This window comes from Actinobaculum suis, assembly GCF_900102025.1.
In the GTDB taxonomy this organism is placed as follows: domain Bacteria; phylum Actinomycetota; class Actinomycetes; order Actinomycetales; family Actinomycetaceae; genus Actinobaculum; species Actinobaculum suis.
The window spans coordinates 224,541-247,649 of record NZ_FNAU01000002.1; the positions used below are offsets into that span (position 1 = coordinate 224,541).

17 protein-coding genes, 1 tRNA gene and 1 pseudogene are annotated in these 23,109 nt (G+C 57.7%); 16 read left to right on the plus strand and 3 right to left on the minus strand.

Annotated features, from left to right (window positions below; translation table 11 throughout):
• The first annotated feature begins 57 nt into the window (after positions 1-57).
• From hemB to BLT47_RS02090, 8 genes are all read left to right on the plus strand, one after another.
• The gene (gene hemB / locus BLT47_RS02055) at positions 58-1,035 is read left to right on the plus strand and encodes a porphobilinogen synthase (protein ID WP_074661085.1); all 978 of its coding nucleotides are present in this window, start codon (positions 58-60) and stop codon (positions 1,033-1,035) included.
• A 196-nt stretch (positions 1,036-1,231) separates the two neighbouring features.
• The gene (gene hemL / locus BLT47_RS02060) at positions 1,232-2,590 is read left to right on the plus strand and encodes a glutamate-1-semialdehyde 2,1-aminomutase (RefSeq protein ID WP_074661088.1); all 1,359 of its coding nucleotides are present in this window, start codon (positions 1,232-1,234) and stop codon (positions 2,588-2,590) included.
• Positions 2,591-3,046: 456 nt separating this feature from the next.
• Positions 3,047-4,255 carry a tyrosine-type recombinase/integrase gene (locus tag BLT47_RS02065; protein ID WP_074661091.1) on the plus strand — a complete coding sequence of 403 codons (1,209 nt, stop codon included), beginning with the start codon at positions 3,047-3,049 and terminating at the stop codon, positions 4,253-4,255.
• A 17-nt stretch (positions 4,256-4,272) separates the two neighbouring features.
• Entirely contained in the window at positions 4,273-4,800 is a 528-nt protein-coding gene (locus BLT47_RS02070; protein WP_143021743.1) for a hypothetical protein, read from the plus strand.
• On the plus strand, positions 4,787-5,647 hold the full coding sequence (locus tag BLT47_RS02075) for a hypothetical protein (RefSeq protein ID WP_074661095.1): 861 nt from the start codon (positions 4,787-4,789) through the stop codon (positions 5,645-5,647). The genes BLT47_RS02070 and BLT47_RS02075 overlap by 14 nt, the downstream gene beginning before the upstream one ends.
• Positions 5,648-5,850: 203 nt before the next feature.
• Positions 5,851-6,036, plus strand: coding sequence for a helix-turn-helix domain-containing protein (locus BLT47_RS02080; RefSeq protein ID WP_074661097.1), 186 nt, complete (start codon positions 5,851-5,853; stop codon positions 6,034-6,036).
• 251 nt (positions 6,037-6,287) lie between these two features.
• Positions 6,288-7,064 carry a bifunctional DNA primase/polymerase gene (locus tag BLT47_RS09695; protein ID WP_083329999.1) on the plus strand — a complete coding sequence of 259 codons (777 nt, stop codon included), beginning with the start codon at positions 6,288-6,290 and terminating at the stop codon, positions 7,062-7,064.
• Between the two features lie 77 nt (positions 7,065-7,141).
• On the plus strand, positions 7,142-8,452 hold the full coding sequence (locus BLT47_RS02090) for an AAA family ATPase (protein WP_176764471.1): 1,311 nt from the start codon (positions 7,142-7,144) through the stop codon (positions 8,450-8,452).
• 1,195 nt (positions 8,453-9,647) lie between these two features.
• Here BLT47_RS02090 and BLT47_RS02095 read toward each other — a convergent pair.
• A tRNA-Lys gene (locus tag BLT47_RS02095) sits at positions 9,648-9,725 on the minus strand.
• A gap of 389 nt (positions 9,726-10,114) precedes the next feature.
• Between BLT47_RS02095 and BLT47_RS02100 the strand changes: the two genes are divergently transcribed.
• The 8 genes and pseudogenes from BLT47_RS02100 (at position 10,115) to pstB (ending at position 20,066) form a co-directional block, all read left to right on the plus strand.
• The gene (locus BLT47_RS02100; protein WP_074661101.1) at positions 10,115-10,744 is read left to right on the plus strand and encodes a hypothetical protein; all 630 of its coding nucleotides are present in this window, start codon (positions 10,115-10,117) and stop codon (positions 10,742-10,744) included.
• A gap of 51 nt (positions 10,745-10,795) precedes the next feature.
• Positions 10,796-11,719 (plus strand): annotated as a pseudogene (gene mshD, locus BLT47_RS09505) (mycothiol synthase); the annotation flags it as partial.
• An 84-nt stretch (positions 11,720-11,803) separates the two neighbouring features.
• Positions 11,804-14,269, plus strand: a complete 2,466-nt coding sequence (locus BLT47_RS08880; protein WP_256332501.1) for an RNA degradosome polyphosphate kinase — start codon at positions 11,804-11,806, stop codon at positions 14,267-14,269.
• An 87-nt stretch (positions 14,270-14,356) separates the two neighbouring features.
• The gene (locus tag BLT47_RS02115) at positions 14,357-15,541 is read left to right on the plus strand and encodes a SixA phosphatase family protein (protein ID WP_074661104.1); all 1,185 of its coding nucleotides are present in this window, start codon (positions 14,357-14,359) and stop codon (positions 15,539-15,541) included.
• A gap of 165 nt (positions 15,542-15,706) precedes the next feature.
• Positions 15,707-16,840, plus strand: a complete 1,134-nt coding sequence (pstS, locus tag BLT47_RS02120) for a phosphate ABC transporter substrate-binding protein PstS (RefSeq protein ID WP_049620283.1) — start codon at positions 15,707-15,709, stop codon at positions 16,838-16,840.
• 44 nt (positions 16,841-16,884) lie between these two features.
• Positions 16,885-17,997 (plus strand): phosphate ABC transporter permease subunit PstC, encoded by a 1,113-nt coding sequence (gene pstC / locus BLT47_RS02125; RefSeq protein WP_083330002.1) that lies wholly within the window; start codon positions 16,885-16,887, stop codon positions 17,995-17,997.
• A 10-nt stretch (positions 17,998-18,007) separates the two neighbouring features.
• Positions 18,008-19,177: a phosphate ABC transporter permease PstA gene (pstA, locus tag BLT47_RS02130; protein WP_083330003.1), complete on the plus strand. Its 1,170-nt coding sequence runs from the start codon at positions 18,008-18,010 to the stop codon at positions 19,175-19,177.
• Positions 19,178-19,286: 109 nt separating this feature from the next.
• On the plus strand, positions 19,287-20,066 hold the full coding sequence (gene pstB, locus BLT47_RS02135) for a phosphate ABC transporter ATP-binding protein PstB (RefSeq protein ID WP_049620284.1): 780 nt from the start codon (positions 19,287-19,289) through the stop codon (positions 20,064-20,066).
• Positions 20,067-20,411: 345 nt separating this feature from the next.
• Here pstB and BLT47_RS02140 read toward each other — a convergent pair whose 3' ends face one another.
• Positions 20,412-21,428 (minus strand): inorganic phosphate transporter, encoded by a 1,017-nt coding sequence (locus BLT47_RS02140; protein ID WP_176700768.1) that lies wholly within the window; start codon positions 21,426-21,428, stop codon positions 20,412-20,414.
• A 2-nt stretch (positions 21,429-21,430) separates the two neighbouring features.
• On the minus strand, positions 21,431-22,057 hold the full coding sequence (locus BLT47_RS02145; RefSeq protein WP_049620286.1) for a DUF47 domain-containing protein: 627 nt from the start codon (positions 22,055-22,057) through the stop codon (positions 21,431-21,433).
• Positions 22,058-23,109 lie beyond the last annotated feature (1,052 nt).

Here is a 23,109-nt window from a genome sequence, read left to right on the forward strand (position 1 = left end):
AAAACCAAGAAACCAAAAACCGAAGAAACAAAGAATCCAGGAAAGAAGGAACGGAAAGTGGAACTTATTGAGCGGCCGCGCCGGTTGCGGACCAATGCGGCAATGCGCGGAATGGTGCGGGAAACACAGCTGGCCGCGGCGAACCTTGTGCTTCCCATGTTTGTGCGCGAGGGGATAGCCGCACCGGAGCCGATCGCTTCCATGCCCGGCGTCTACCAGCACACGTTGGAGTCTTTGCCCCGCGCGGCACGCCAGGCAGTGGATGCCGGAGTGGGCGGGATTATGTTGTTCGGAGTGCCGGCGCAGCGCGATGCGCGGGGGAGCGCGGCTACCGATCCGGAGGGGATCCTCAACCGCGGGTTGCGGGCTTTGCGTACCGAACTAGGTGACGACGCCGTTATTATTGCCGACCTTTGCCTGGACGAATTTACCGACCACGGCCATTGCGGGGTGCTCGATGCGCAGGGAAACGTGGACAATGACGCCACTTTGGAGATCTACCAGGAGATGGCGCTCGCGCAGGCCCGGGCCGGCGCGCACATGCTCGGCCTATCCGGGATGATGGACGGCCAGGTGGCGGCCGTGCGGGAAGCTTTGGACGGGGAAGGTTTCACCGCGGTTTCCATCCTTGCTTATTCCGCGAAATATGCTTCCGCTTTCTTCGGGCCGTTCCGCGAAGCAGTAGATTCTCAGTTGCGTGGAGATCGTGCTACTTATCAGCTCGATCCGGCTAACCGTACGGAAGGTTTGCGGGAAGCTTTGTTGGATGAGGCGGAAGGGGCCGACGTCGTAATGGTCAAGCCGGGTAGTTCCTACCTGGACGTGACGGCGGACGTAGCCGCAAATGTGACCGTCCCGGTGGCTGTTTACCAGGTTTCTGGCGAATACGCGATGGTGGAAGCGGCCGCTGAACGCGGCTGGGTAGACCGCAAGCGCATCATTATGGAAAGCGTGCTGAGCATCCGCCGCGCCGGAGCCACCATGATCTGCACCTATTGGGCCGCCGAAATTGCCGGCTGGCTCCGCGAAAACTAGCGGGCCGCTGGGGCCGGGCGTGAAGTAGATTAGCGGGCCGCTGGGGCCGGGCGCAAAAACTAGCGGGCCGCTGGCAGAGCGCAAAACGGCCCGCGGCGAAAACACCGCATTACAACCGCATTACAACCGCATCGCAAACGCAAACCAAACATATACAGAAGCACAGCATAGAACTGCAAAGGAAGTAGAAGGAAAGATGAGCCTTTTTGAACGTGCCCAGTCAGTGATCCCGGGCGGCGTGGATTCGCCGGTGCGGGCTTTCGGTTCGGTAGGGGGAGACCCGATTTTTGTGGACCGCGCCCAAGGCCCTTACCTGTACGGGCGGGCTAGCGATACTACTACGGCGGCGGAAAAAGAATATGTTGACCTGGTTGGTTCTTGGGGGCCAATGCTTTTGGGCCATTCCCATCCGCAGGTGGTGCAGGCCGTGCAGGAAGCGGCGGCGCGGGGCCTTTCCTTCGGGGCGCCCACGGAAGCGGAGGTGCAACTCGCGGAATTGGTAGCGGCCCGTGTGGCCCCGGTAGAAAAGTTGCGTTTTGTTTCCACGGGTACGGAAGCCACCATGACGGCGATTCGTTTGGCGCGCGGTTTTACCGGCCGGGATCTCGTGGTCAAATTCGCTGGCTGCTATCACGGCCACGAAGACTGCATGTTAGTAGCCGCCGGTTCGGGCGTGGCCACCTTCGGGCTTTCTTCTTCCGCGGGTGTACCGGCCGGCACCGTGCAAGACACAGTGGTTTTGCCCTATAACGACCGGGAGGCCGTGACCGAACTTTTCACCACGCACGGGGAGAAAATCGCGGCCGTAATTACGGAAGGGGCGCCGGCAAATATGGGTGTGGTTTCACCCGCGCCAGGTTTCAATGCGTTCCTTGCCGAAACTTGCCACCAGCATGGCGCGCTGCTTATTTTCGACGAAGTTCTCACCGGCTTCCGGGTCCACCCGGCCGGCATGTGGGGCTTACAACGCGACGCTGGAGAAAACTTCACCCCAGACCTCTTCACCTTCGGCAAGGTGATCGGTGGCGGTATGCCCATCGCGGCCCTGGGTGGGCGGGCAGACGTTATGGACTATCTCGCGCCCACCGGCCCGGTATACCAGGCCGGCACGCTTTCTGGGAACCCGCTCGCCACCGCGGCCGGAATCGCCACCCTCCAGCTTGCCGACGCCGAGGTCTACGCGAAGGTGAACGCAGCTTCCGCACAAATCCAGGAGATCATTACCCAGGCTTTGCAGGAGGCCGGCGTGGCGCACACTATGCAACGCGTTGGCTCCCTGTTCTCGGTACTGTTCGCCCCCACTCCCGCGCACAACTACGCGGAAGTAGCGGCTCAAGAACAGTTCCGGTTCGCGCCCTTCTTCCACGCCTTCTTGGAGGGCGGGGTGCACCTGCCGCCTTCCGTGTTTGAGGCTTACTTCGTTTCTGCCATGCACGACGCCGCCGCGATCGAACGGATCGCCCAGGCCGCTCCGCAAGCCGCCCGCGCCGCAGCTGCTGCCCGCCCGGAGGCATGTCACGCAAACGCGAGGGGCCGCCAGCAGGGGCAGAATTAGCTCCGAAAAGTGTTTCGTTGCCATGTGGTACGCAACGGCACCATATGCCGTGCAACGGCAGTTTGATTTACAGTTTTCCCCGAAATTATTTTCGTTGTGATTTCGGGGAAAACTGCTTGTCCCCTTTTTGTCCCCTTTTTTGCCTGGTAAAAGCGATCCCCCGAAATTGCTTTCGTTAGCAATTTTCGGTGTTACTCAGGTGTTACTCGCGTGCCGAAAAGGTTTTCCCCGGAATCACTTTTCGTTGTGATTCCGGGGGAAAGTAGTGGTAGGCCCCGTGGGATTCGAATCGAAAGACCCATGTTTTTTGCTTCCACGAGATGACGCCGAAAAGTGGACTTTTCCGCGGTATACCAACGATTTAGCATAATCTCTTGCACGACTTTAATACCCTCGTTTAGACTGTTTTTGCCGGGGCTTGTCCCCTTTTTGTCCCCCTTTTAGGAGCGTGAGAAAATGGCGCGGCGGCGCGGTTTTGGGTACATCGAAAAACGAGGAAAAGCTCTCTGGAGGGCGGAATTTCTCAACCCTCACCAAAAGTACAAGAAGGACGGAGCGCGGAACATCGTCCGAAAGTCTTTCACCACTAAGGCAACGGCTGAAGCTTGGCTTGCCAAACAGAAACACGCCATCGATAAAGGCACGTGGAAGTCGCCGGAAACAAAAGCCCGTGAGCGGGAAGCGGCGGAACACAAAGCAAAACAGGACGCGTACACGCTCGGAGAGTACGCCCGCGGCTGGATTGACACGGTAGACGTCACGCCAGCAACCCGCCGCGGCTATGAGAGCGTGTTAAGGTGTCATATCCTCCCCAGGTGGGCAGACGTACCGTTAAAGGAAATTCGCCGCCCCGAAGTAGTCGATTGGGCTAACTCCCTCACCTCTAGCGTGAAAAGTACGCGGGACACGTTCCGCAATATTTTAAATGCAGCGGTAGCTGATGAGCGTATCTCTGAGAATCCGTATCCACCGAACTCGAAAAATGTGCGTAAACCAGTTCGGGAGAAGGGACGGAAGAAACGCCAGGCACACGCGATTAGCCGCGAAGAGTTGCTAGCGCTCGCGAACGAGGTGCCAGAGTACCAGCGCTTGATGACCCTCACGGCGGGCCAATTTGGGCTACGTTCGGGGGAGATTCGCGAGCTACGTGGTAAAGACGTTGCTTATGACTCGACGACGGGGCTTACTCGTGTGCGCGTCGAGCGGGGCGTTACGGGTGATGGCGTGGCCACAGTGGTGGGCAACCCGAAAACACGTTTTTCTATTCGCACGATCTACATGGGCGGCCCCGTGGGGAAAGAAATAGCGCAGCGCGCTCGGCAGGTAGGCCCCGCCGGGTTGTTGTTCCCTGCAAAGGAGGACGCACGAAAACACATGCCTAATAAGCAATGGGGCGTGAACCTGGCAAACGCCTGTAAGCGGCTAGGGATAGAACATACAACACCACACGATTTACGACATACAGCTACTTCGTTGGCTATCCGGGCTGGAATGCATTTGCGTGACGTGCAGGCCATGCTCGGACACTCCACCGACTATATGACAAAGCACTATTCCCACTCATTGGACGAATTCCAACAGGACGGGGCGCGCAAGATCGCGGCCTACTATTCGGCCCCGCGGGGCGTGGCTAGTTTGGATACCCGCCGTGCTAAGCGGGCCTAAAACAAGGAGGTTTGTAAATGAGCCGTCAGGACTATTTCCGGGCAGGGCTACGCAGTGTAATAGCTTCTGAGCCCTGGCCGCAGGGAGTGGAGGACGTTCGCCGGTATTTGAGGGTGTATCGTGGCGCGCGGTTAGCGGGTGAAGCTTTCCCGGGCCAAGAGTTACCGGACTGTGAAAAGCAGTTAATGGCGAGTGGTTTTTGTTCGCGGCGTATTGGCGGTATTTTTTGGGGCCGGGCCGGTATTTTCGTGGTGCCTTACCGTGGTGCGAGCGAGGATGATATTTCCGCGTTAGGGACAACAGCGGTCGCTTTGCTACAGGATTTACAGAACTTGCAGGAGTCTGCTTTCCGGTCTTCGTGGGTCGAGGAGTGGAAAACCCTTTTCCCTGCTTGGCACCTGCCAGGTTTTTCCGAGGAGATGGGTATTAACGCGTTTATTGAGGTGGCGCGCCGTTTAGTTTTCCGTGGTTTTGCGGAAGACTTTACTTCTTGGGAACGAGAACTAGCAGAGTTTCTTAGGGGTGAGGACCATGACCAGGAGTAAGAAACACGCGCGCCGGCCTGTGCTGTGGTCTATTCGGGTTTTTTGTGATTCAGACCTACATGACCGAGAGGGGAAAAAACCCCGCCGCTATATTCTCGGTACTTTCGAGCCTGAACCGCGGGCGGACTATGCACGCCACTTGTTGGAAGCGCCAGAAGTCAAGGTGCGAGGAAGTATCAAGCCTCTAGCCGCCTGGATAATAGACGGGGAACGGTACGAGGTCGTCAGCCTGTGGAGGTCTGTTCCTCATGCATCTAACCGCACCTATAAAGATAACCGGCACCTAGGGCCGGTACGCAAAGTGGCGCGGCCTGATATTGACAACATAATGCCAGTGCTAGAAGGTCTTGAGAAGGTCGACCCTTTAAGCCCGGAATTTGGGGAGGTGCTAGAAACTCTTAGGAAGAACGGCAATTTTCTAGATGAGCTTGAAGATGCTTGCGAGATTGTGGCCGCCCGTCATCCTGTACCAGGGGAGGAAGTGCGAGAGTTTTCCGAAGACCACTTAAGGCGGGTACATGCTGAAGTGTGTGAGGTGGTTTCTTCTTTCTTGGGTGCAGAGCTCAAATCTCGTAATGCTGTTTACCGTGGCGATTTGATTGGCCGGGGCCGCTCTCCCGACTGGGGAGGGTCTATAGATTGGGGAGCATCTATAGTCAGGGGAGCTAAGGAGTCTTTTGAGGGCGGGGCGCTTTATTGGGAGTTTAAATGCAGACTCTGCAGTTTGGAGGCCAAGTTACCGGCCCGCCAGTTAATTCCTGCTTTCGATGAGCTGATGCAGCGCAAGATTTCTTGGGTTTCGTTCGTGGATCTTTTGAAAACACGGCTAAGCCAAGAGGAGCGTTAATACTTGATTCCCCTTCATTGGGCATGTTAGCCTCCACTTAGACAGGAGTGTATACTCCCTCGAGCATCCGGGGCTCTGCTCAATACCCCGGCTAACAGGCGTTCTGTTAGTAGTAGCAACTAAAACCAACGTTTTAGGGGCTCTACTAGTAGTGCGCCTTAAATGCTTTTTAAGCGTGCACGCGGGCCCCGGAAAGTAGAAAAATGGGTACTGCAAACGCACCTCAATTCGTTTCAATTGCGCAAGCAGCGCAAATTCTTTCAGTCTCCACGAAGACGATTTACCGGCTGATTTACGCCGGCCAACTACCGGCCAAAAAAATAGGCCGATGTGTACGGGTCAAACTCGACGACCTGGAAAAAGCGTTCCCTGACTTCCTCGAAGCATAGAACAAGGGGGCGACAGTAAAAATGGCAAAAGAAAAGAGCACCCACAACGAAAGAGCGCTCAACCCTGATTATACCCGTAATAGTAACAAGTTACAGGCAATCCGTGTAGCTGTTGCCATGCGCGGGGGTGTTCCTTCCTACACTTTAACGAAACAGAACACTCACGGTTTAACCCTTGACGGGGTGGAAGCGGCCAGAGTTGTACGCGCCCTAAGCATGTTTCTGGACGTTATGGGCGGGGGGTGAAAACAATGATACAGACCGCTGAAAACGTTCTCGCGAGCGCCGCGCTAGCCTACGGGGCGGCGGGATGGAAAGTTCTACCGCTCAAAGGTAAACGGCCCTGTTGCCCTATGGGTAAAAACTTTGCTAACGCGTCCAGTGACCAAGCGACTATTTCCCAGTGGTGGCGCACCTGGCCTACCGCGAATATTGGGCTTGTTGCAACATTCGGCATAGTAGTAGTCGACCTTGACCCGCGGCACGGGGGTAGTCCTGAAAAGCTGGCGGAACTGGCGGGCGGGCAACTCCCAGAGACTGCTACGGTCCGTACTGGTAGTGGTGGTTGGCATTACTATTTTACGAGTAGTGCCCCGATAGGGTGCAGTGCCGGCAAATTAGCCCCCGGTATTGACGTACGGGCGGGCGGGACCGGTTACGTGGTCGCACCTCCCTCTATTCACCCCGCTACTGGCTTGCCTTACGAGTGGGTGAATAGCGGCCCGCTGGCCGGCTTACCCCTTGCCTTAGAACGGCGGCTAAACCCCCCTCCACGGCCCTTATACAGGCCTATGCGCGCCACTAGTGGAGGGGTTACCAACCTGATAGACCGGGTCGAAAGCGCCCCGGTAGGAGAGCGGAATAATCGCCTGTTCGTCGCCGCCTGTTTCATGGGTGAACGTGACCTCTTAGGCCGGGCTACTAATTGGGAAGGTCTAGCCGCAGCGGCCAGAAGTACGGGCCTACCAGAAAGGGAAGTCCGGGCCACGATTGAGAGTGCACGCAAACATGTGGGGAGGGGCGCATGAACGAGAGCATGTTTAAAGTGCCTACAGCGCCGGAAGAGCGCCCCCCGCGCCCGGTACTGAGAATAAACGTGACACCAATGAGCGAAGTAATACCTGAGAGGGTTGAAATGTTGTGGGAGGGGCGTATTCCGCTCGGTTATGTCACCGTATTAGGCGGCTATGGAGGTACCGGAAAATCTTCCCTAGTCACACACCTAGCGGCGCGAGTAACCCGCGGGACTTTGGAAGGGGACCTGTACGGTACGCCAAGCGGCGTACTCATCTATTCCCCAGAAGATTCCCCTCAAGGGGTGATACGCCCCCGGTGTGAAGTCAACGGAGCAGACCTTAATAAACTGTGCTTGCTGGAACCGGCGAAATTGCTGGGACCGGCGAAAGACAATGACGGCGAATATGTGGAAACAGTCCTCCACTTGCCGCTATTCACTAGCCGGCTTGAGGAGGTTATCGGCGAGACCGGGGCCCGGCTAGTAATCCTGGACCCGGCCTCAAGGAGCTTGCAGGGCGATAACGATAACGCCCAAGACGTGCAGGCCATGCTAGACGCCCTCAACCAAGTTGCGCGGCGTACAGGCGCGGCAATCGTGTGTGTGGTGCATACCCGCAAGAGCGGGGGACAAGTCACTCAAGCCCTGGCGGGTAGTGCCCAATGGTATAACGCGGCCCGCGCGGTCCTCATGGTTGCCGGCGCTGAAGAATACTCGGTTGTGCAAGCAACCAAGTTCAACGCCGGAGTGATGGACGATACGCCACTAAAGTTCAGTTTCACGAACACTCTAGTGGGCGGGGAAAACTCTCCAGCAGCGGCACGTATCACCATTGAAGGGCCGTCACCTGTGGACGTGGAGACTCTTATTAACCGGCAAGTGCTTAGTGAGGACGAGAAAGAGGAACGCCAGGGATTAGACGACTTCCTGCGCAGTTTCTTGCAGTCTGGTGAGTGGACTCCAACGAAAACGATTTACAAGGCGGCCCGTGAAGAGTTTGGTACGTCGTCTACTACGGTTTGGCGGGCCTTGAAAAGGATAGGAGCGCAATCCAAGCAGGTAGATTTTCCTGCTAGGGGAGTGTGGAGGCTACCCGGGGGCAGTGAATGCACTGAACTCACTGGAAAAGATAATGAGAGTATTCGGCGAGATACCGCCACTTCGCCAGTGCTTTCACAGTTGTTTCAAACTGAAGAAAATGAAACCACTGGAAAGCACTGGGAAAACGGCCCTAACACGCCGAAAAGTCGAGGTGAAAACCCCAGTGGTTTCAGCCCTTCCTTCTCCCCAGGGCCCGCGAGCGCACTGGATGAATGCCCCATTCATAAGGTACCGCTCTCAGCAGCGCAGGCGTGCAGTGAATGCCTGAAAAAGGAAGGGGCGGGACGTGGCAACGTTTAGGACCCTGGACGGTATGGACCTACCGGTAACCGGCTATTGGTGCGCCTATTGCGGTGAACCAATGCGCCCGGGATATGGCAACCATCATCCCACCTGCAGGCCAGATGAAGCCTCCAGGCCAATAAATGAAGCGTGGACGAAAAGGTTAGGCCTCCCTGGCGGTCACACACAAGGACAGGAGGGGAGTAAAAATGATGACCCGGCAACGTTAATCCCCCGGGCCGGTAGAAGGTCTACTCCAGTAGCAGGATAATTTAGCCTGGACGTTCCAGGGGGCTGATTGTGGGGAGGGTAAAAACCCTCCCCACTAGCCGGCTACCTTACTCGCGCGGAAAAACCAACAGCTACGAAAAGAAAGAGTTAGCAAAGGACTGAACCATGAAAGCTAGCCTCTAGAGAACTAGAATCATGCGGGCTTCACTAGCCGCGCGCCGCCCTGGAAACGTGAAAAGGTGAGCGGGCCGGGCGGCGATTTTGTTTGCCGGGCGCAAGATGAGCCCGCCCCGCCTAGGGAGTGCCAGATATGGGCCGCGTAGACGGGTTTAAACACGCCTTAGACGCGCCTTAGACGCGCATAGTATGCGCTCGCACTAGTAAAGGTCATAGCGAGCGTTAAACCTCGCCATAACGCCACATACGCCCCCCCCTGGGGGTATACCCTAACTCCCTTAAGCTAGAATTTCGCCGGCGGGGAGTTAGAAAAAAGGAAAAGCGGGTTCAAACATTGTGAATATGCGCCCGCCTGCATAAATAATCGTTTCGTGTTCTACCGCCCGTAATCTGCACCAAAAACTACCGGCCAGGCCCGCGCAATGGCCCTCACCGGCGACACTGGGGAACGGCCTATGTGGTGGCACGGTGAGCGCTCGCGAACGTGCTACAGGGCGCGCCAAGAGCTGCATGAGCGGCGAAAAACTGCACACATGGAAGGTGCACAAACCTGCCTATACGCCGCTCTGGAGACTGTTCCTATAGCCGCCCGTTAGGTGGTCTGGTAGTGCCCTTATCGCGAGCGCTGGACGCATTACCGGGCCCCTGCGGTAGCCGGTGCTGGCATGACGCCTTCAATTGCAGGCAGACAGTTTTACCTTCGAGCGCCCTCAGTTGGCCGGTGCTTGTCCCCTTTTTGTCCCCTTTTGCGTGTTAAAAGTTTTCCCCCGAAATCACTTTTCGTTGTGATTCCGGGGGAAAGTGGTGGTAGGCCCCGTGGGATTCGAACCCACAACCCATGGATTAAAAGTCCAGTGCTCTAACCATTTGGAGCTAGAGGCCCGCCTAGTAGTTTAGCGCCTGTTTACCCAGATGTGGAAAATGTGAGAGGGAGAACTTTTCATGCGGTCGCTTTCGGCCTTCCATACGTAAGCCCAGGTAGGTCGCGTAGTGCCGGAAAGTACCGCGCAGGGCTGTAAAGCTACGCGCAGGGCTGTAAAGCTACGCGCGGTGCCGTAAAGCTACGCGCGCGGTGCTGGCGACGGCGTCGGGAAACGGAAGGCGCCGCAGTGGAATACGAAGCGACCGGTACGGCAGTTCCAGGCGAGTGTGGGGTGCCGGCTGTGGCGAAAAGTGGCCGGTAGTACGCGCGGTGCCCCGCTCCCGGGTGAGATGAGAGACAATAGAGGAGGACCGGAAAAGTAGATATAACCACAGATCTAGGAGGAAACAATGGCTAAGTTCCGTAGGCCGGCACAAATCAAGCCGGAACAGCTCGAAGCGATCCAGGGCGATGGTGATGTTGCTTACAACTCTGAGCTTGCTCATACCTCTGCGCAGGCATTGCTATTCCACAGAGACGCGGAAGATGATCCGGAAGAAGCTGCGATTCGGGGGCGGGTATTGGAACTCGTCCGCGCGGAAGGCGTGGACGTGATTGCCGAATCCTGGGTGCGTTCACCGGAAGACTCTTTGCCCGGAGCTTTGTGGCGCGGCTTCCTATTGCGCGAATGGATCCGCCGCTATCCGCAAGAAGTGGAACGCCGGTGGGATTTAGCGGCCGCGGAACTGGAATCCCAGGGGGCGGACGGCAAACAAAAGCTCGATATGACGCCGCGGCCCAGCGAAGTAAAAGATGCTTGGGATAGCGTGCTTGGAGGCGAGTTCACCGGCGAGTTGGAGGAAGTGCTCGCCAAGTCGGCCCGGTTGACCAACACTTTGGGAGAAGTTGATCCGCACTGGATCAGCAATGACGAACATCCGCTGGCCACACCTGTTACCCGCCGCGATACGGCGCTTATTCAAACCAGCCTGGAGTTCCGTGAGGCTGGCCAGCAGGCCGCGCGCGGGCTCTTGCACTAAAACTTTGCACTCAAACTGAAAACTATGAAAAATTAGAACGAGGAAGCACTTATGGAAGTTGTATCCGGTCCGCTAACCGCACAGTCCGCGGAAACCCTGCAACGCATCGCCCACGCCGCAGAAGTGGCAGACGGCACGGCGCCCTTCGATGAACAGACCCTGCTAGACGTGGCCGCCGGGGCCAGTTCTTCCAAAGTGTGGCAGGTAGGGGAGCCGGCGGTGGGTATCGCCCATCGCGGCCGCAATAACACCGTGGAATTGGCGGTATTACCGCAAGCTCGCGGCACCGGCGTGGGTACGGCCCTGTTGCGGGCCGCTGCCCGGGATGGGGAAACAGATTTTTGGGCGCATGGCGATTTGCCGGCCGCCCAGTACCTGGCCGAAAAAGAAGGTCTGCTTCCCGGCCGCGAGCTGCTGGTGTTGGAACGTAGCGTGGGAGAAGAAAATCCGGCGCCCGAACCCGGCGAGATCCCCGGCGTCGTTATTTCCACTTTCGATCCAGACGTAGATTTTGCGGCCCTGGTACAACTCAACGCCACCGCTTTTGCTACCCACCCCGAACAGGGGGCTTTGCAGGCCGCGGATTTCCGGGCGCGCATGCGCGAACCGTGGTTCTCCCCGGAATTGTTGCTCGTGGCTAAAACCGAGGGCACCATGATCGGTTTCCTCTGGCTCAAACCACAAGAAGTGGCGACGCCGCAAGGGGCTGGCACCGGCGCTGGCCCCGAGGGCGAAACCGTAACCAGCGCCAATAGCAGCATCGAAACCGGAACCGCACCGGATAGTTCCCTGGAGATTTATGTGCTCGGCGTGGATCCGGAATATGCGGGCCGCGGTTTGGGTACCGAGCTCACGCACCGGGCGCTACTAGTGGCACAAAACCGCGGTTTTGAAAAAGTCATCTTGTATGTGGATGGGGAAAACGAGGCGGCCGTCCGCGTGTACGAAAAGGCCGGCTTCCACCAGGCGCAACGCCACGTTTTGTATCACGTGCCGCTAACGGCATCTTTGAGTGCCGCACGCGGCGCCAGCCCCGCCACGGCGGCAGATGTGGCCAAAATGACGGAAGTTAGGGCGCCGGAAGCATCGGAAGCTAGGGCGCCGGAAACACTGGGAACGGCACGGCCGGAAGCGTCGGTGCCAGATAACGTCTCGTCAGAAGGTGCAGCTCAGCAAACCGCTCCGGAAACCGCGTCGGAAACCGCGCCGGAAACCGCGCCGGAAAATACCGTGGAAACCGTTGCGGAAGCAGTAGCGGCCGCAGCCGCGCAGGCGGCCGCGGCGCAGCCGGAAGATAGTTTCCATGTGGCGGCCCGGCTCGGTTCGCCGGTTTCCACCAAATCGCTCACGCAAATGGCGAAGGAAGCGCGCGCGGAAGCCAAGCGCGCGGCCAAAGCTCCGGAAGAGTCCAAACTCCCGCAGGGCCGGTTTGCGGATCGTGAACTTTCCTGGTTGGCCTTCAATGAGCGCGTGCTCGAACAGAGCGAGGATCAAAGCTTGCCGCTTTTGGAACGCGCCTGGTTCCTCTCCATTTTCTCTTCCAACTTGGACGAATTCTTCATGGTGCGAGTGGCCGGCCTGAAGCGCCGCATTCGCTCCGGCATCGCCGTCACCGCCGCTTCCGGGCTTACCCCGCGGCAAGTGATGAACGGGATCGAAGAACGCACGCACGAACTCACGGCTCGGCATGCCCGCGTCTTTCTAGACGACGTCGCCCCCAAACTTGCCGACCAAGGAATTCGTATCACGCGGTGGCACGAGCTCGGAAAAACCGAAAAGAAACAATTCTCGCGGTTCTTCAAATCCAATATTTTCCCGGTGCTCACCCCACTCGCCGTCGACCCTTCCCACCCGTTCCCGTACATTTCCGGGCTTTCGCTCAACCTGGCGGTACGCGTGGAAGACGGTTCCGGCGCCACTATGTTCGCGCGCGTGAAAGTACCCGATATTCTCCCGCGGTTCATTGCGTTAGACCCGCAAGGTAACGTTTACCGCGCCGAAACGATCCCCGCAGAACCGGAAGAAGAACTCCGTTTCTTGCCGCTCGAGGAACTCATCGGGGAACATTTAGGCGAACTTTTCCCGGGTATGCAAGTGAAGGATTACTCTACTTTCCGGGTCACCCGTAACGAAGATCTAGAGGTAGAGGAAGACGACGCCGAAAACCTGCTTACCGCACTCGAAAAAGAGCTCATGAAACGCCGTTTTGGGCCCGTAGTGCGCCTGGAAGTGGACGAAAATATGGCGCCGGAAGTACTCCAGTTCCTCATGTCCGAAATGGATATTGGGGAAAGTGATGTTTACCGGTTGCCCGCCCCGCTCGATCTGACCAGCTTGGATTTGTTTCACAGCTTGGATCGGCCAGCCCTCAAATACCCGAAATACGTACCGGTCACGCCGGTGGGGCTCACCGATGCGGAATCGGCGCAATCGGCGAATCTTTTCAAAAAGATCCGGCAAGGGGAAGTGCTCGTCCAACACCCCTACGAATCATTTTCCACCTCGGTGCAAGCCTTCATCGCGCAAGCTGCCGCCGATCCGAAAGTGCTCGCCATCAAACAAACCCTGTACCGTACTTCGGGGGATTCTCCGATCATTGATTCGCTTATTCAAGCGGCACAGGCCGGCAAACAGGTTTTGGCGATCGTAGAAATCAAGGCTCGGTTTGATGAAGAACGCAATATTGGGTGGGCGCGCAAACTCGAACGCGCCGGCGTCCACGTGGTCTACGGGATGGTGGGCCTGAAAACCCATTGCAAACTGTGCCTCGTGGTACGCCAAGAAGGAGCCATATTGCGCAGGTACTGCCACGTGGGAACCGGGAACTATAACCCGAAAACTGCGCGTGGCTACGAAGATCTAGGGCTTTTCACTTGCGACCGCAACGTGGGCCAAGATCTCACCCGCCTCTTCAACCAGCTCTCCGGCTATGCCCCCGCCGCCACTTTCCACAGGCTGCTCGTGGCCCCCACCGGGATCCGCGCCGGCCTGGTGGAAAGAATCGAAAAGGAAATTGCGAACAAAAACGCTGGCAAACCCGCCTGGATCAAAATCAAATGCAATTCGATCATTGATGAAACCATGATCGACGCCCTCTACCGGGCCTCCCAAGCCGGCGTACCGGTATGGATCCAAGTCCGCGGCATTTGCGGGGTGCGGGCCGGCATCCCCGGCCTTTCCGAAAACATTCGGGTCCGTTCCATCCTGGGCCGATACCTGGAACACTCGCGCATCTATGCGTTCTGCAACGACGGCGATACGGACGTATGGATCGGTTCGGCCGACCTCATGCACCGCAACCTGGACCGTCGCGTAGAAGCCCTCATAAAAATCGTGGTGCCCGAACAAATCGAACGGGTCGTTGAACTTATCGACGTGGCCATGGCCGATTCCACCAGTTCCTGGCGGCTCGGCCCAGACGGGTGGGTGCGGCACAACCGCACCGCAAAAGGCCGGCCGCTCGTGGACATCCAAGATCTCCTCATGCGGCAGGCCCGCTCCAAAGTAGCGGGGTCGCAAAACTAGAGGCCGGCTACCGGAACCGCTAGTTGGTTTTTTGAAAGCAAACGTAGCGAACAGTAGGTTTTCGAAGCAGCGTAGCGAAAGGCAATAATGAGCAAAGAGAAGCGGGCCGGCGGGTGCGTTATATGGCGCCTGCGCCCGAACAAGGCAGACGCTAGTGACGCTATGAAACCGCGCGATACCGGTAGCGGTAAGAAAGGTACCTGCGGCGGGAAAAAATCCGGTGATACCGGGAAAGGTACCAGCGGCAGCGGAAAAAGCGCCGGTGGTACGGGTAAAAATACCGGTAGCGCCGGGAAAGTGCGGGTGGACGACGTCGAAATACTCCTCGTTGACTTGGGCAAACCGTGGGGGTGGATGTTCCCGGTAGCGGTGCGCGGCAAACGCGAAGGCGCTCGCGACGCCGCGGTGCGTGCCGCCGCCGAATTTGCCGGTTTCGACGCCGCCCTCGCCCAGCCACTGCAAAGCTCCTACCTGAAGGGGCCGGGCGGAAAACCGGGAATGCGGATCTCTTTCTGGTTGGCACAAGAACTGCAACCCGGTCATCCGGCCCTGGCTTTACGCAAAGGCCAAAAACGCTACCGCAAACACAGCAAAGCTCGCCCGCATCGCTGGGTGGGACTGGCGGAAGCCGCAGAAATCCTCGGTGCCGGCCCGCACACTAAACCACTCGCCAAACTGGCCGTGAAGGTAGCCAAAATCCAAAAACACGGGGAGTTGAACACGCGCGCCGTGCTTTTTGTGCGCCACGCGCGGGCCCGGAAACGATCCGTGTGGAAAGGTCCGGAAGATACGCGCCCGCTCACCCCGCAAGGGGCGGAAAGAGCCGCAGAGATCGCCTATGACCTGTCAAATTATGGGATTACCTGGTTGGTTTCTTCCCCGTGGAAACGGTGTGTGGATACGCTCTATCCGTATGCGCGGTGGACGGGGTTGAAGATCGAAACCGCGCCGGAACTTACCGAAGCTGCCTATGCCAAAGATCCCAAACGGGCCGCGCAAACCATTCATGATTTCCTTGTCTCTTCGCAATCCCCCGCCGCCGTTTCTTTGCACCGGCCCACGCTGCCGGGCGTACTGGAAGAAGCTGGCCTGCATGCGCGGGGGAGCGTCAAAAAGCGCATCCCCAAAAAAGATCCCTACCTGAAAACCGGAGAAATTCTGGCCTTGCACATGATGGGTTCCACCGCGGTAGCAGCAGAAAAATTCCGGCCGATCTCCCTGGAATACCGCACGGCCGCTGATTTGCGGCCCGCTGCCGCGCTCAAACGGTAGCGCGGGCGCAGGAACCCGCCGCGGAAACTGAAAACTACCTGTGATCGACCAGACAGGCTAGTTAACCTCCCGTTTACCTTAAATGTCTGGAGCCGTTACCCGAGCTTTTTAGCCTGAACGCAGTGAGCGCGAAACGGGCGCTCCCTGGCATACAAGGACACAACTGTGAAGATTAAGAAGTTTACGGCACTTGCTGCCGCCTCTGCCCTCGCTTTTACCCTGACCGCTTGCGGAGGGGACGCAAATAGCGGAAATAAGACCACGGAATCGGCCACCACGGAGGCCGCTACCAATAATGCTGGCAGCTCCGATTCGGGCATTTCCGGAACCATTAACGGTTCGGGTGCTTCCTCGCAGGTAAATGCCCAGCAGGCCTGGCGGGATGCTTTCGTGCAGAAGAACAGCGGCGCTACCGTCAACTACGAACCGACGGGTTCCGGTACCGGGCGCGAACAGTTCCTCACCGGAAAGGTGGCCTATGCCGGCACCGATTCCATTTTTGATGAAGAAGAGCTCGCCAAGGTGGGCCAGGGTAGCCAGTGCGCCAGCGATGTGCTGATCGAACTGCCGGTTTACATTTCCCCGATCGCCGTGGCTTACAACCTGCCCGGCGTAGATAACCTCAACCTCACTGGGGAAACCGTTGCCAAGATTTTCAAGGGCGAGATCAAGAAGTGGAATGACGCGGCTATTGCCGAAACGAACCAGGGTGTAAACCTGCCCGATCTCGATATCATTCCCGTCAACCGTTCCGATGATTCCGGTACTTCCAAGAACTTCCAGGGCTACCTGCAGGAAGCCGCTCCCGATGTGTGGACGGACAAGCCTTCTGACACCTGGCCCATCACCGGTACCCAGTCCGCGCAGCAAACGTCCGGCGTCGTCAACCTGGTGAAGACCACCGAAGGTGCCATCACGTACGCCGACTATTCGCAGATCGGTGATCTCAAGGCTGCCAAGCTGCAGGTCGGCTCTGATTTCGTAGGCCCCACTCCGGAAGCTGCCGCCGCGATTGTGGACGGTTCCCCGGCAACTGAAGACGCTACCGATACGCGCCTGACCGTGGACCTCAAGCGTGACGGTTCCATCGAAGATGCCTACCCGGCCGTTATGATTTCCTACCTGGTGGCATGCCAGGATTACAAGGACGCATCGGTGGGCTCCTTGGTGAAGGAATTCTTCACTTACGTGGTTTCTGCGGAAGGGCAGGAACGTGCCGCCTCCGCGAAGGGTGGTAACGCTCCGATTTCGGACGCACTGCGTAAGGAAGCCGAAGCCGCAATCGCCAAGATCAAGTAACACGTGCGAAACTAGGCGAAACAACGAGCGAATAGCGCAAGTTGATGGCAAAAGTTGATAAAACTACCGGGGAGGTTCCGGCGGCAACGCCTGTAGCCTCCCCGCAGGCCGAAAATACAGCAGTGGAAACGCCGAAAACCTCCGCGCTTACTTTCGGCTCTCGGCGCGCGCGTGGCCGCGCTGATGCTTCCTTCAAAGGACTGGCTTACGGAGCCGGCGTCCTGATTATTTTGATCCTGGGTGCCGTTTTCGTATTCCTCCTCGCCCAGTCTTACCCGGCTTACCTGGCCTCTGCCGAAGAAATTACAGACGCCGCTTCCTTCACGAAGGGCCTGAATTTCTGGCAGTATGCCGGCGCCTCCCTGTTCGGAACGATCCTCGCATCCGTTATCGCCCTGGCGATCGCGGTGCCGCTTTCCATCGGGATCGCGCTGTTTATTTCCCACTATGCTTCCCGGCGTTTTGCGGCCGGGCTCGGATACGTGATCGACCTGTTGGCGGCGATCCCTTCCGTAGTTTTCGGGCTGTGGGGTATGCAAACGCTAGAGCCGGCCTTACGGCCAATTTTCAAGTGGATCGACGGCGCACTTGGACCAATCCTGCAATGGTGGGTGGACTATGTGCCGCTTATGGGAGAAGAAAACGGGCTCGCCCAGTTTGACTGGTGGCCCTTGCAACCCGACCTCGTACACTTCGTACCTCCGGCCCGTAACGTACTCATGGGCGGGCTGGTACTCGCAATCATGGTGATCCCGATTATCACCTCGCTGTGCCGGGAAGTTTTCTTGCAAACGCCCACGCTGCTCGAAGAAGCTGCTTTGGGCCTCGGCGCTACCCGCTGGGAAATGATCAAGATGACGGTACTGCCCATGGGCCGTTCCGGCATTACTTCCGCATCGATGCTCGGTTTGGGCCGCGCACTAGGAGAAACCATGGCTTTGCTCATGGTGCTCTCCCCGGGGCTCAACGTGAACTTCAACCTCATGGCACCCGGGCAACATTCCACGATCGCTTCCCAGATTGCCTTGAACTTCCCGGAAGCCGGCCCCGGCCTGCCCAGCCAGGTACTAGTGGGTATCGGTTTCATCCTGTTTATTTTGACCTTCGTGGTCAACTGGGCCGCGCGGCGCATCGTTGCCGCCAGCGCCGTGAAATAAGGAGGCAGGCATGGCAACAAACATTAACGAAAAAATCTCCGCACCGCGCAACGGCGAAGGCGTCGGCAGCGGCAACGGCACCGGCAACGGCAATGGCACCGGCAATGGCATCGGCGCCGAAACTGCGGTAAAAGAACGCGTGCAGGTGGATCTCACCGCGGGAGGCAACAAGAAACTTCCCAAGGGTTTCACCTTCGGCGCGCTCATCGTGTGCTGGTTGCTCACCTACGGCCTGTTCCGTTTCGGTTTCAAAGCTGAATCGGCGGTCGGGGCCCTAGTAGTGGGCTACCTGATCTTCCTCGTGGTAATGCGGTTCGTCTCCCACGGCGTAGAAGGCCGGCGGGCAGGCAAAGACCGCATGGCCGGAATTATTATTACTTCCGCTTTCGTGATCGCGGTGGTACCGCTGATCTCGCTGCTGTGGGCGGTAGTACAAAATGCGGTCCCGGTACTCAACTATTCCTTCCTCAACAATTCGATGGTGGGAATGTCTGAAGCTGGTTCGCGGCCCGGGCTCGGCCACGCCATCGTAGGTACTTTGACGATTACCGGTACCACGGCGATTATTGCAATCCCGCTCGGCATTATGACCGCTATTTACTTGGTGGAATACTACCGGGGTGGCTGGTTCGGAAAGATCGTTACCTTCCTGGTAGACATCATGACCGGTATTCCTTCGATCGTGGCCGGCTTGTTCGCCGCCGCTTTCGTGGGCATGGTGGCGCCCTGGACGGGCCACCGCAACGGTCTGATGGGTGCGATTGCGCTCGTGGTTCTAATGACGCCGATCGTGGTACGAAATACCGAGGAAATGTTGCGGATTGTGCCCGATGAACTGCGGGAAGCTTCCTATGCTTTGGGTGTCACGAAATCTCGGACCATTATCAAAGTGGTTTTGCGTACCGCCTTGCCGGGCATTGTTTCGGGGTGCGTGATCGCCCTGGCCCGCGTGATCGGTGAATCCGCGCCGCTTATGATTACCGCTTCCTCGCCCGATGGGTTCAACTATTCGCTCATCAACGGCCCGGTAATGACCTTGCCCGTATTCGTCTATTCGATGTTCCAACGCGGCATGATGGATTACGCCTGGGGTGGCGCCTTCGTGCTGGTAATCATCGTCTTGATCCTCAACCTCATTGCGCGCTTTATCGCCAAGGTATTCGCGCCGAAGACCCACTAGCTTGCCGGCACGTAGCCGCAGCCAAAACTTTTTAGCTCGGCGGTGCGTAGCCGGAGCTAAGACTCTCTAGTTAGCCGGCACGTAGCCGCAGCTCTGAAAGGACAGAGAAGTGACTGAAGGAATCGTCGTACGCGACGAAAACATCTACTACGGCAAGTTCCTAGCCGTAGAGGGCGTGAACGTACATATCCGTCCGAACTCGATTACCGCCCTGATTGGCCCTTCCGGGTGTGGGAAATCCACTTTCTTGCGTTCCCTCAACCGGATGCACGAAGTACAGCCGGGGGCCTACGTAACCGGATCGGTAGAAATCGACGGGCAAGATATTTATGCCCCGGGTGTGGATCCGGTAACCGTGCGCGGGCACGTGGGCATGGTGTTCCAGCGGCCCAACCCGTTCCCCACCATGTCGATTCGCGATAACGTTTTGGCGGGCTACCGGCTCAATAACCAGAAGGTGAACAAGGCCGACGCCGAAGAAATCGTTGAAACCTCCTTGCGTGGAGCCAACTTGTGGGAGGAAGTAAAAGACCGGCTGGACCGGCCGGGCGCTTCCCTTTCCGGTGGCCAGCAGCAGCGTCTATGCATCGCCCGGGCAATCGCGGTAAAACCGCAAGTGCTCCTCATGGACGAACCGTGCTCCGCCCTGGACCCGATCTCCACCCTGGCAATCGAAGACCTGATGACGGACCTGAAAGATGACTTCACGATCGTGATCGTCACGCACAACATGCAGCAGGCCGCCCGCGTTTCCGAAATGACCGGTTTCTTCAATATTGAAGGCACCGGCAAGCCCGGGCACCTCGTGGAATTTGACTCGACGGAGAAAATCTTCTCCAACCCCGCAAATTCCGAAACCGAAGATTACGTCTCCGGCCGCTTCGGGTAAGCAAGTCTCCGGCCGCTTCGGATAGGCAGCGGGCGGAGGCCGGCCTGGCCGCTCCAGCTCGCGGACAGGCGCCCACCAGTGGCCACCGGTGCGGTTTATTACCGGCACCGGTTGGTTAATACTGGTTGTGCGGCGCCGGTTTGGTTTGGTTGGGATACAAGCACCGTTGCTTTACCAACCAGCGCGGTTCCGTTTGCCGCGTGGAAGCGGGCTTGCCCACCCGCTCCAGCGAGACCCGTGAAAACTGTGGTTCGTGTCCCCCACAGTTTTCACGGGTCTCTTGGTCATACAAAGCCGGTTTTACGACGCCGGTTTCACGCCGGCCGTGCAGCCGCGCAGTCGTGCTTAAATAAGGACGAGGCGTAGCAAGAAGGTAGCCAAAGCGCCGAAAGCCGCGGCGCAGGGCAAGGTGAATATCCAGGCCAGGGCAATATTGCCGGCCGTACCCCAACGCACCGCCGCCTTGGATTTGGTGGCACCCACGCCCATAATCGCGCAGGTAATGGTTTGCGTCGTCGAAATTGGTGCGGCCCACAAAAACGCCGTCGTATAGAGCACCCCGGCAGCCACCGTTTCCGCCACGAAACCGTGCGGCGGATCCAGGTCAATCAGTTTCGAGCCGAGCGTGCGCATAATCCGGAAACCTCCGGTGGCGGTGCCAGCCGAAATCGCGCCGGCAGCCAAAAGTTTCACCCACAGGGGGATCACGGCGACGTCGTCGTGAAAACCACCCGCGACCAGCGCCAACACCATCACACCCATAGTTTTCTGGGCGTCCTGCAAACCGTGCCCCAAAGCTACCGCGGCAGCGGAAATCGTTTGCGCATACCGGAAACCATCCATTGTGCGCCGATAGGAAGCGGCACGCCAGTCAAGCAAAGCGAGGAGCAATTTCATTGCCACGTAGGCGAGGGTGAAACCAATGATCGGCGAAATCACCATGGGGAGTACGACTTTATCCACAATCGCGGCCCAGTGGACGGTAACCGCGGTGACCAGCCCGGCGCCCGCCAGCCCGCCAATAAGGGCGTGCGAACTTGAGGAAGGTAGGCCGAACCACCAGGTAATCAGGTTCCAGACGACGGCGCCTATCAGCGCTCCGAGCACCAGTACCAAACCGTCGAGGGCCGGGGCGTCGGTAATATTCACGATCCCGGACCCGATGGTTTCCGCCACTTTCGTGCCAAGTAGGGCCCCCACAAAATTCATACAGGCCGCCATGGCCAAGGCCACCGGCGGGGTGAGAGCACGCGTGGCAACAGAAGTAGCGATCGCATTCGCGGCGTCGTGGAAACCGTTAGTGAAATCAAAAATGACGCTAAAGGCAATCACCACGAATACGAGGAACAGTAATTCGGACACGCTTATGACTCCTTGAGCGCGATCTGCTCAACCACATTCGCCAAGTTTTCGAAGGAATCCAAAGCGTTTTCCAAAGCGGTGGCGATCATGTGGAGCCGCATCACTTCCAAAGCGTCAGTGCTGCCGTTGAAAAGCTTGACGATAGTGTTGCCGTAGAGCCGGTCGCCCTGATTCTCGAGCTGATTCATGTGGATCCAATAGTCGCGCGTTTCGGGTGAAGTGGGCGAGAAATGCGAAAGGATCCGCGCCGATTCTGAAGCGCACTGCTGCAGCAACCCCACCACTTCCAAACATTCATCGGGCAAATGGGAAGGGGAGAGCATAACAATCCCGGAACCGGCTTCATCGATGAGGTCTACACAATCATCGATCGTGGAACTTAAATCGTAAAGATCAGTGCGATCGAAGGGGAGAACAAAAGACTTATTGACGAAAGTCAGTAGCGTATGCGAGGCATCATCGGCCTGGTTTTCAATTTTGTGGAGCGCTTGGGCGCGCTCGGCCTGTTGTGAAACATCGAGGCTAACGATCTGCTGAAGCTCGTTCGCCGCACTTTCCAAGTGCTGCGCCTGATCTTTAATTAGCGTCAACACTTGGTGAGACTTTGAGAACCTACTAAAAAACTTCAAGTTAACGCTCCGTTTCGACGTGAAGAACAGTCGGCGAACTTTCCGAAAACAGCTTAGATGAGTAAAACGAAAATGAAGGTGACTTTCGATGCTCGGTGTGGTGTTTTACTCGCTAAGCCGCGGGGTGGGCGCAACGGTAGCGGCCAAAGACGTGGTAGAACGCGGAAGATACTGGGCAAGCTCCAACCACAAATAGGCAAAAAGTGAGTGCCGTAACATAAAAATGTGGGCAAGTGTGAGGGAAGGTTTGGCCGGGCGCGGCGAAAAAGGAAAGTAAAAGGCATCGGACCAGAGAGCGCCTGACGGCGCGAATGCCGCTCGAAGCGGCTGTAGTTGGAGCCCGGGGCTTTCGTGGTCCGATGCCGTACCAATACTCTAACAGGAACTACGGCAGAGTAAAAATACTGCGCGCGCCGGCCTTGAGCTGGGGAAGCCTAAGTATTACGCGGGTTTGGAGCATCTGCTTTGGAGCACCGGTTTTGAAGTTCCGGGTTTGGAGCATCGGCCTTGGGGCGCCGGCTTTGGAACGTCGGGTTTGGGCTAATGGACAATAATCGTTGTTTATGGTGGGGGTTTTCGTTGATTTTATGGGGAAAAGTCGGTGTTATTAAGGTTTTGGAGCGCGAGCTTTAGAACGTCGGTTTTAGAGCGCACGGTATTTAAGTTTCCGACTCTCGGTTAGGGGCCGTAGCGGGCTTACGGTTTACGGTCTGCGGGGTACGACGCCGTACGCAACCAGGCTTCCAGTGGCATGGCAGCGAAATTTTTTTTGCGGATGCAATTTCTCCTCCGCGAGGCTAAATGAAAGTCCCGCTAGGGGAGAGCGATATTTGACAGAATGACGGTATGGACAGGCAGGAGCAGGAAAACCATCCCACCGGCGCCAGCGGCAGCCACGCTTCCGGCAGAAGGGCTTCCGGTAGAAGAGCCGCCGGTAGACGTGCGGCCGGTAGGCGCGCTTCGGGCCGGCGGGCATCGGGCCGACGGGCATCTGGCCTACGGGCAGAAACTCTGCACAGCCACCACGCCGAGCCGCAGGAGCAGGACCTGCC

Excerpts from the sequence above, each read along its gene's own strand:
- hemL (WP_074661088.1), top strand. The coding sequence starts at position 1,232 with ATGAGCCTTTTTGAACGTGCCCAGTCAGTGATCCCGGGCGGCGTGGAT.
- BLT47_RS02065 (WP_074661091.1), top strand. The coding sequence starts at position 3,047 with ATGGCGCGGCGGCGCGGTTTTGGGTACATCGAAAAACGAGGAAAAGCT.
- BLT47_RS02070 (WP_143021743.1), top strand. The coding sequence starts at position 4,273 with ATGAGCCGTCAGGACTATTTCCGGGCAGGGCTACGCAGTGTAATAGCT.
- BLT47_RS02075 (WP_074661095.1), top strand. The coding sequence starts at position 4,787 with ATGACCAGGAGTAAGAAACACGCGCGCCGGCCTGTGCTGTGGTCTATT.
- BLT47_RS02080 (WP_074661097.1), top strand. The coding sequence starts at position 5,851 with ATGGGTACTGCAAACGCACCTCAATTCGTTTCAATTGCGCAAGCAGCG.
- BLT47_RS09695 (WP_083329999.1), top strand. The coding sequence starts at position 6,288 with ATGATACAGACCGCTGAAAACGTTCTCGCGAGCGCCGCGCTAGCCTAC.
- BLT47_RS02090 (WP_176764471.1), top strand. The coding sequence starts at position 7,142 with ATGAGCGAAGTAATACCTGAGAGGGTTGAAATGTTGTGGGAGGGGCGT.
- BLT47_RS02100 (WP_074661101.1), top strand. The coding sequence starts at position 10,115 with ATGGCTAAGTTCCGTAGGCCGGCACAAATCAAGCCGGAACAGCTCGAA.
- BLT47_RS08880 (WP_256332501.1), top strand. The coding sequence starts at position 11,804 with ATGACGGAAGTTAGGGCGCCGGAAGCATCGGAAGCTAGGGCGCCGGAA.
- BLT47_RS02115 (WP_074661104.1), top strand. The coding sequence starts at position 14,357 with ATGAGCAAAGAGAAGCGGGCCGGCGGGTGCGTTATATGGCGCCTGCGC.
- pstC (WP_083330002.1), top strand. The coding sequence starts at position 16,885 with ATGGCAAAAGTTGATAAAACTACCGGGGAGGTTCCGGCGGCAACGCCT.
- pstA (WP_083330003.1), top strand. The coding sequence starts at position 18,008 with ATGGCAACAAACATTAACGAAAAAATCTCCGCACCGCGCAACGGCGAA.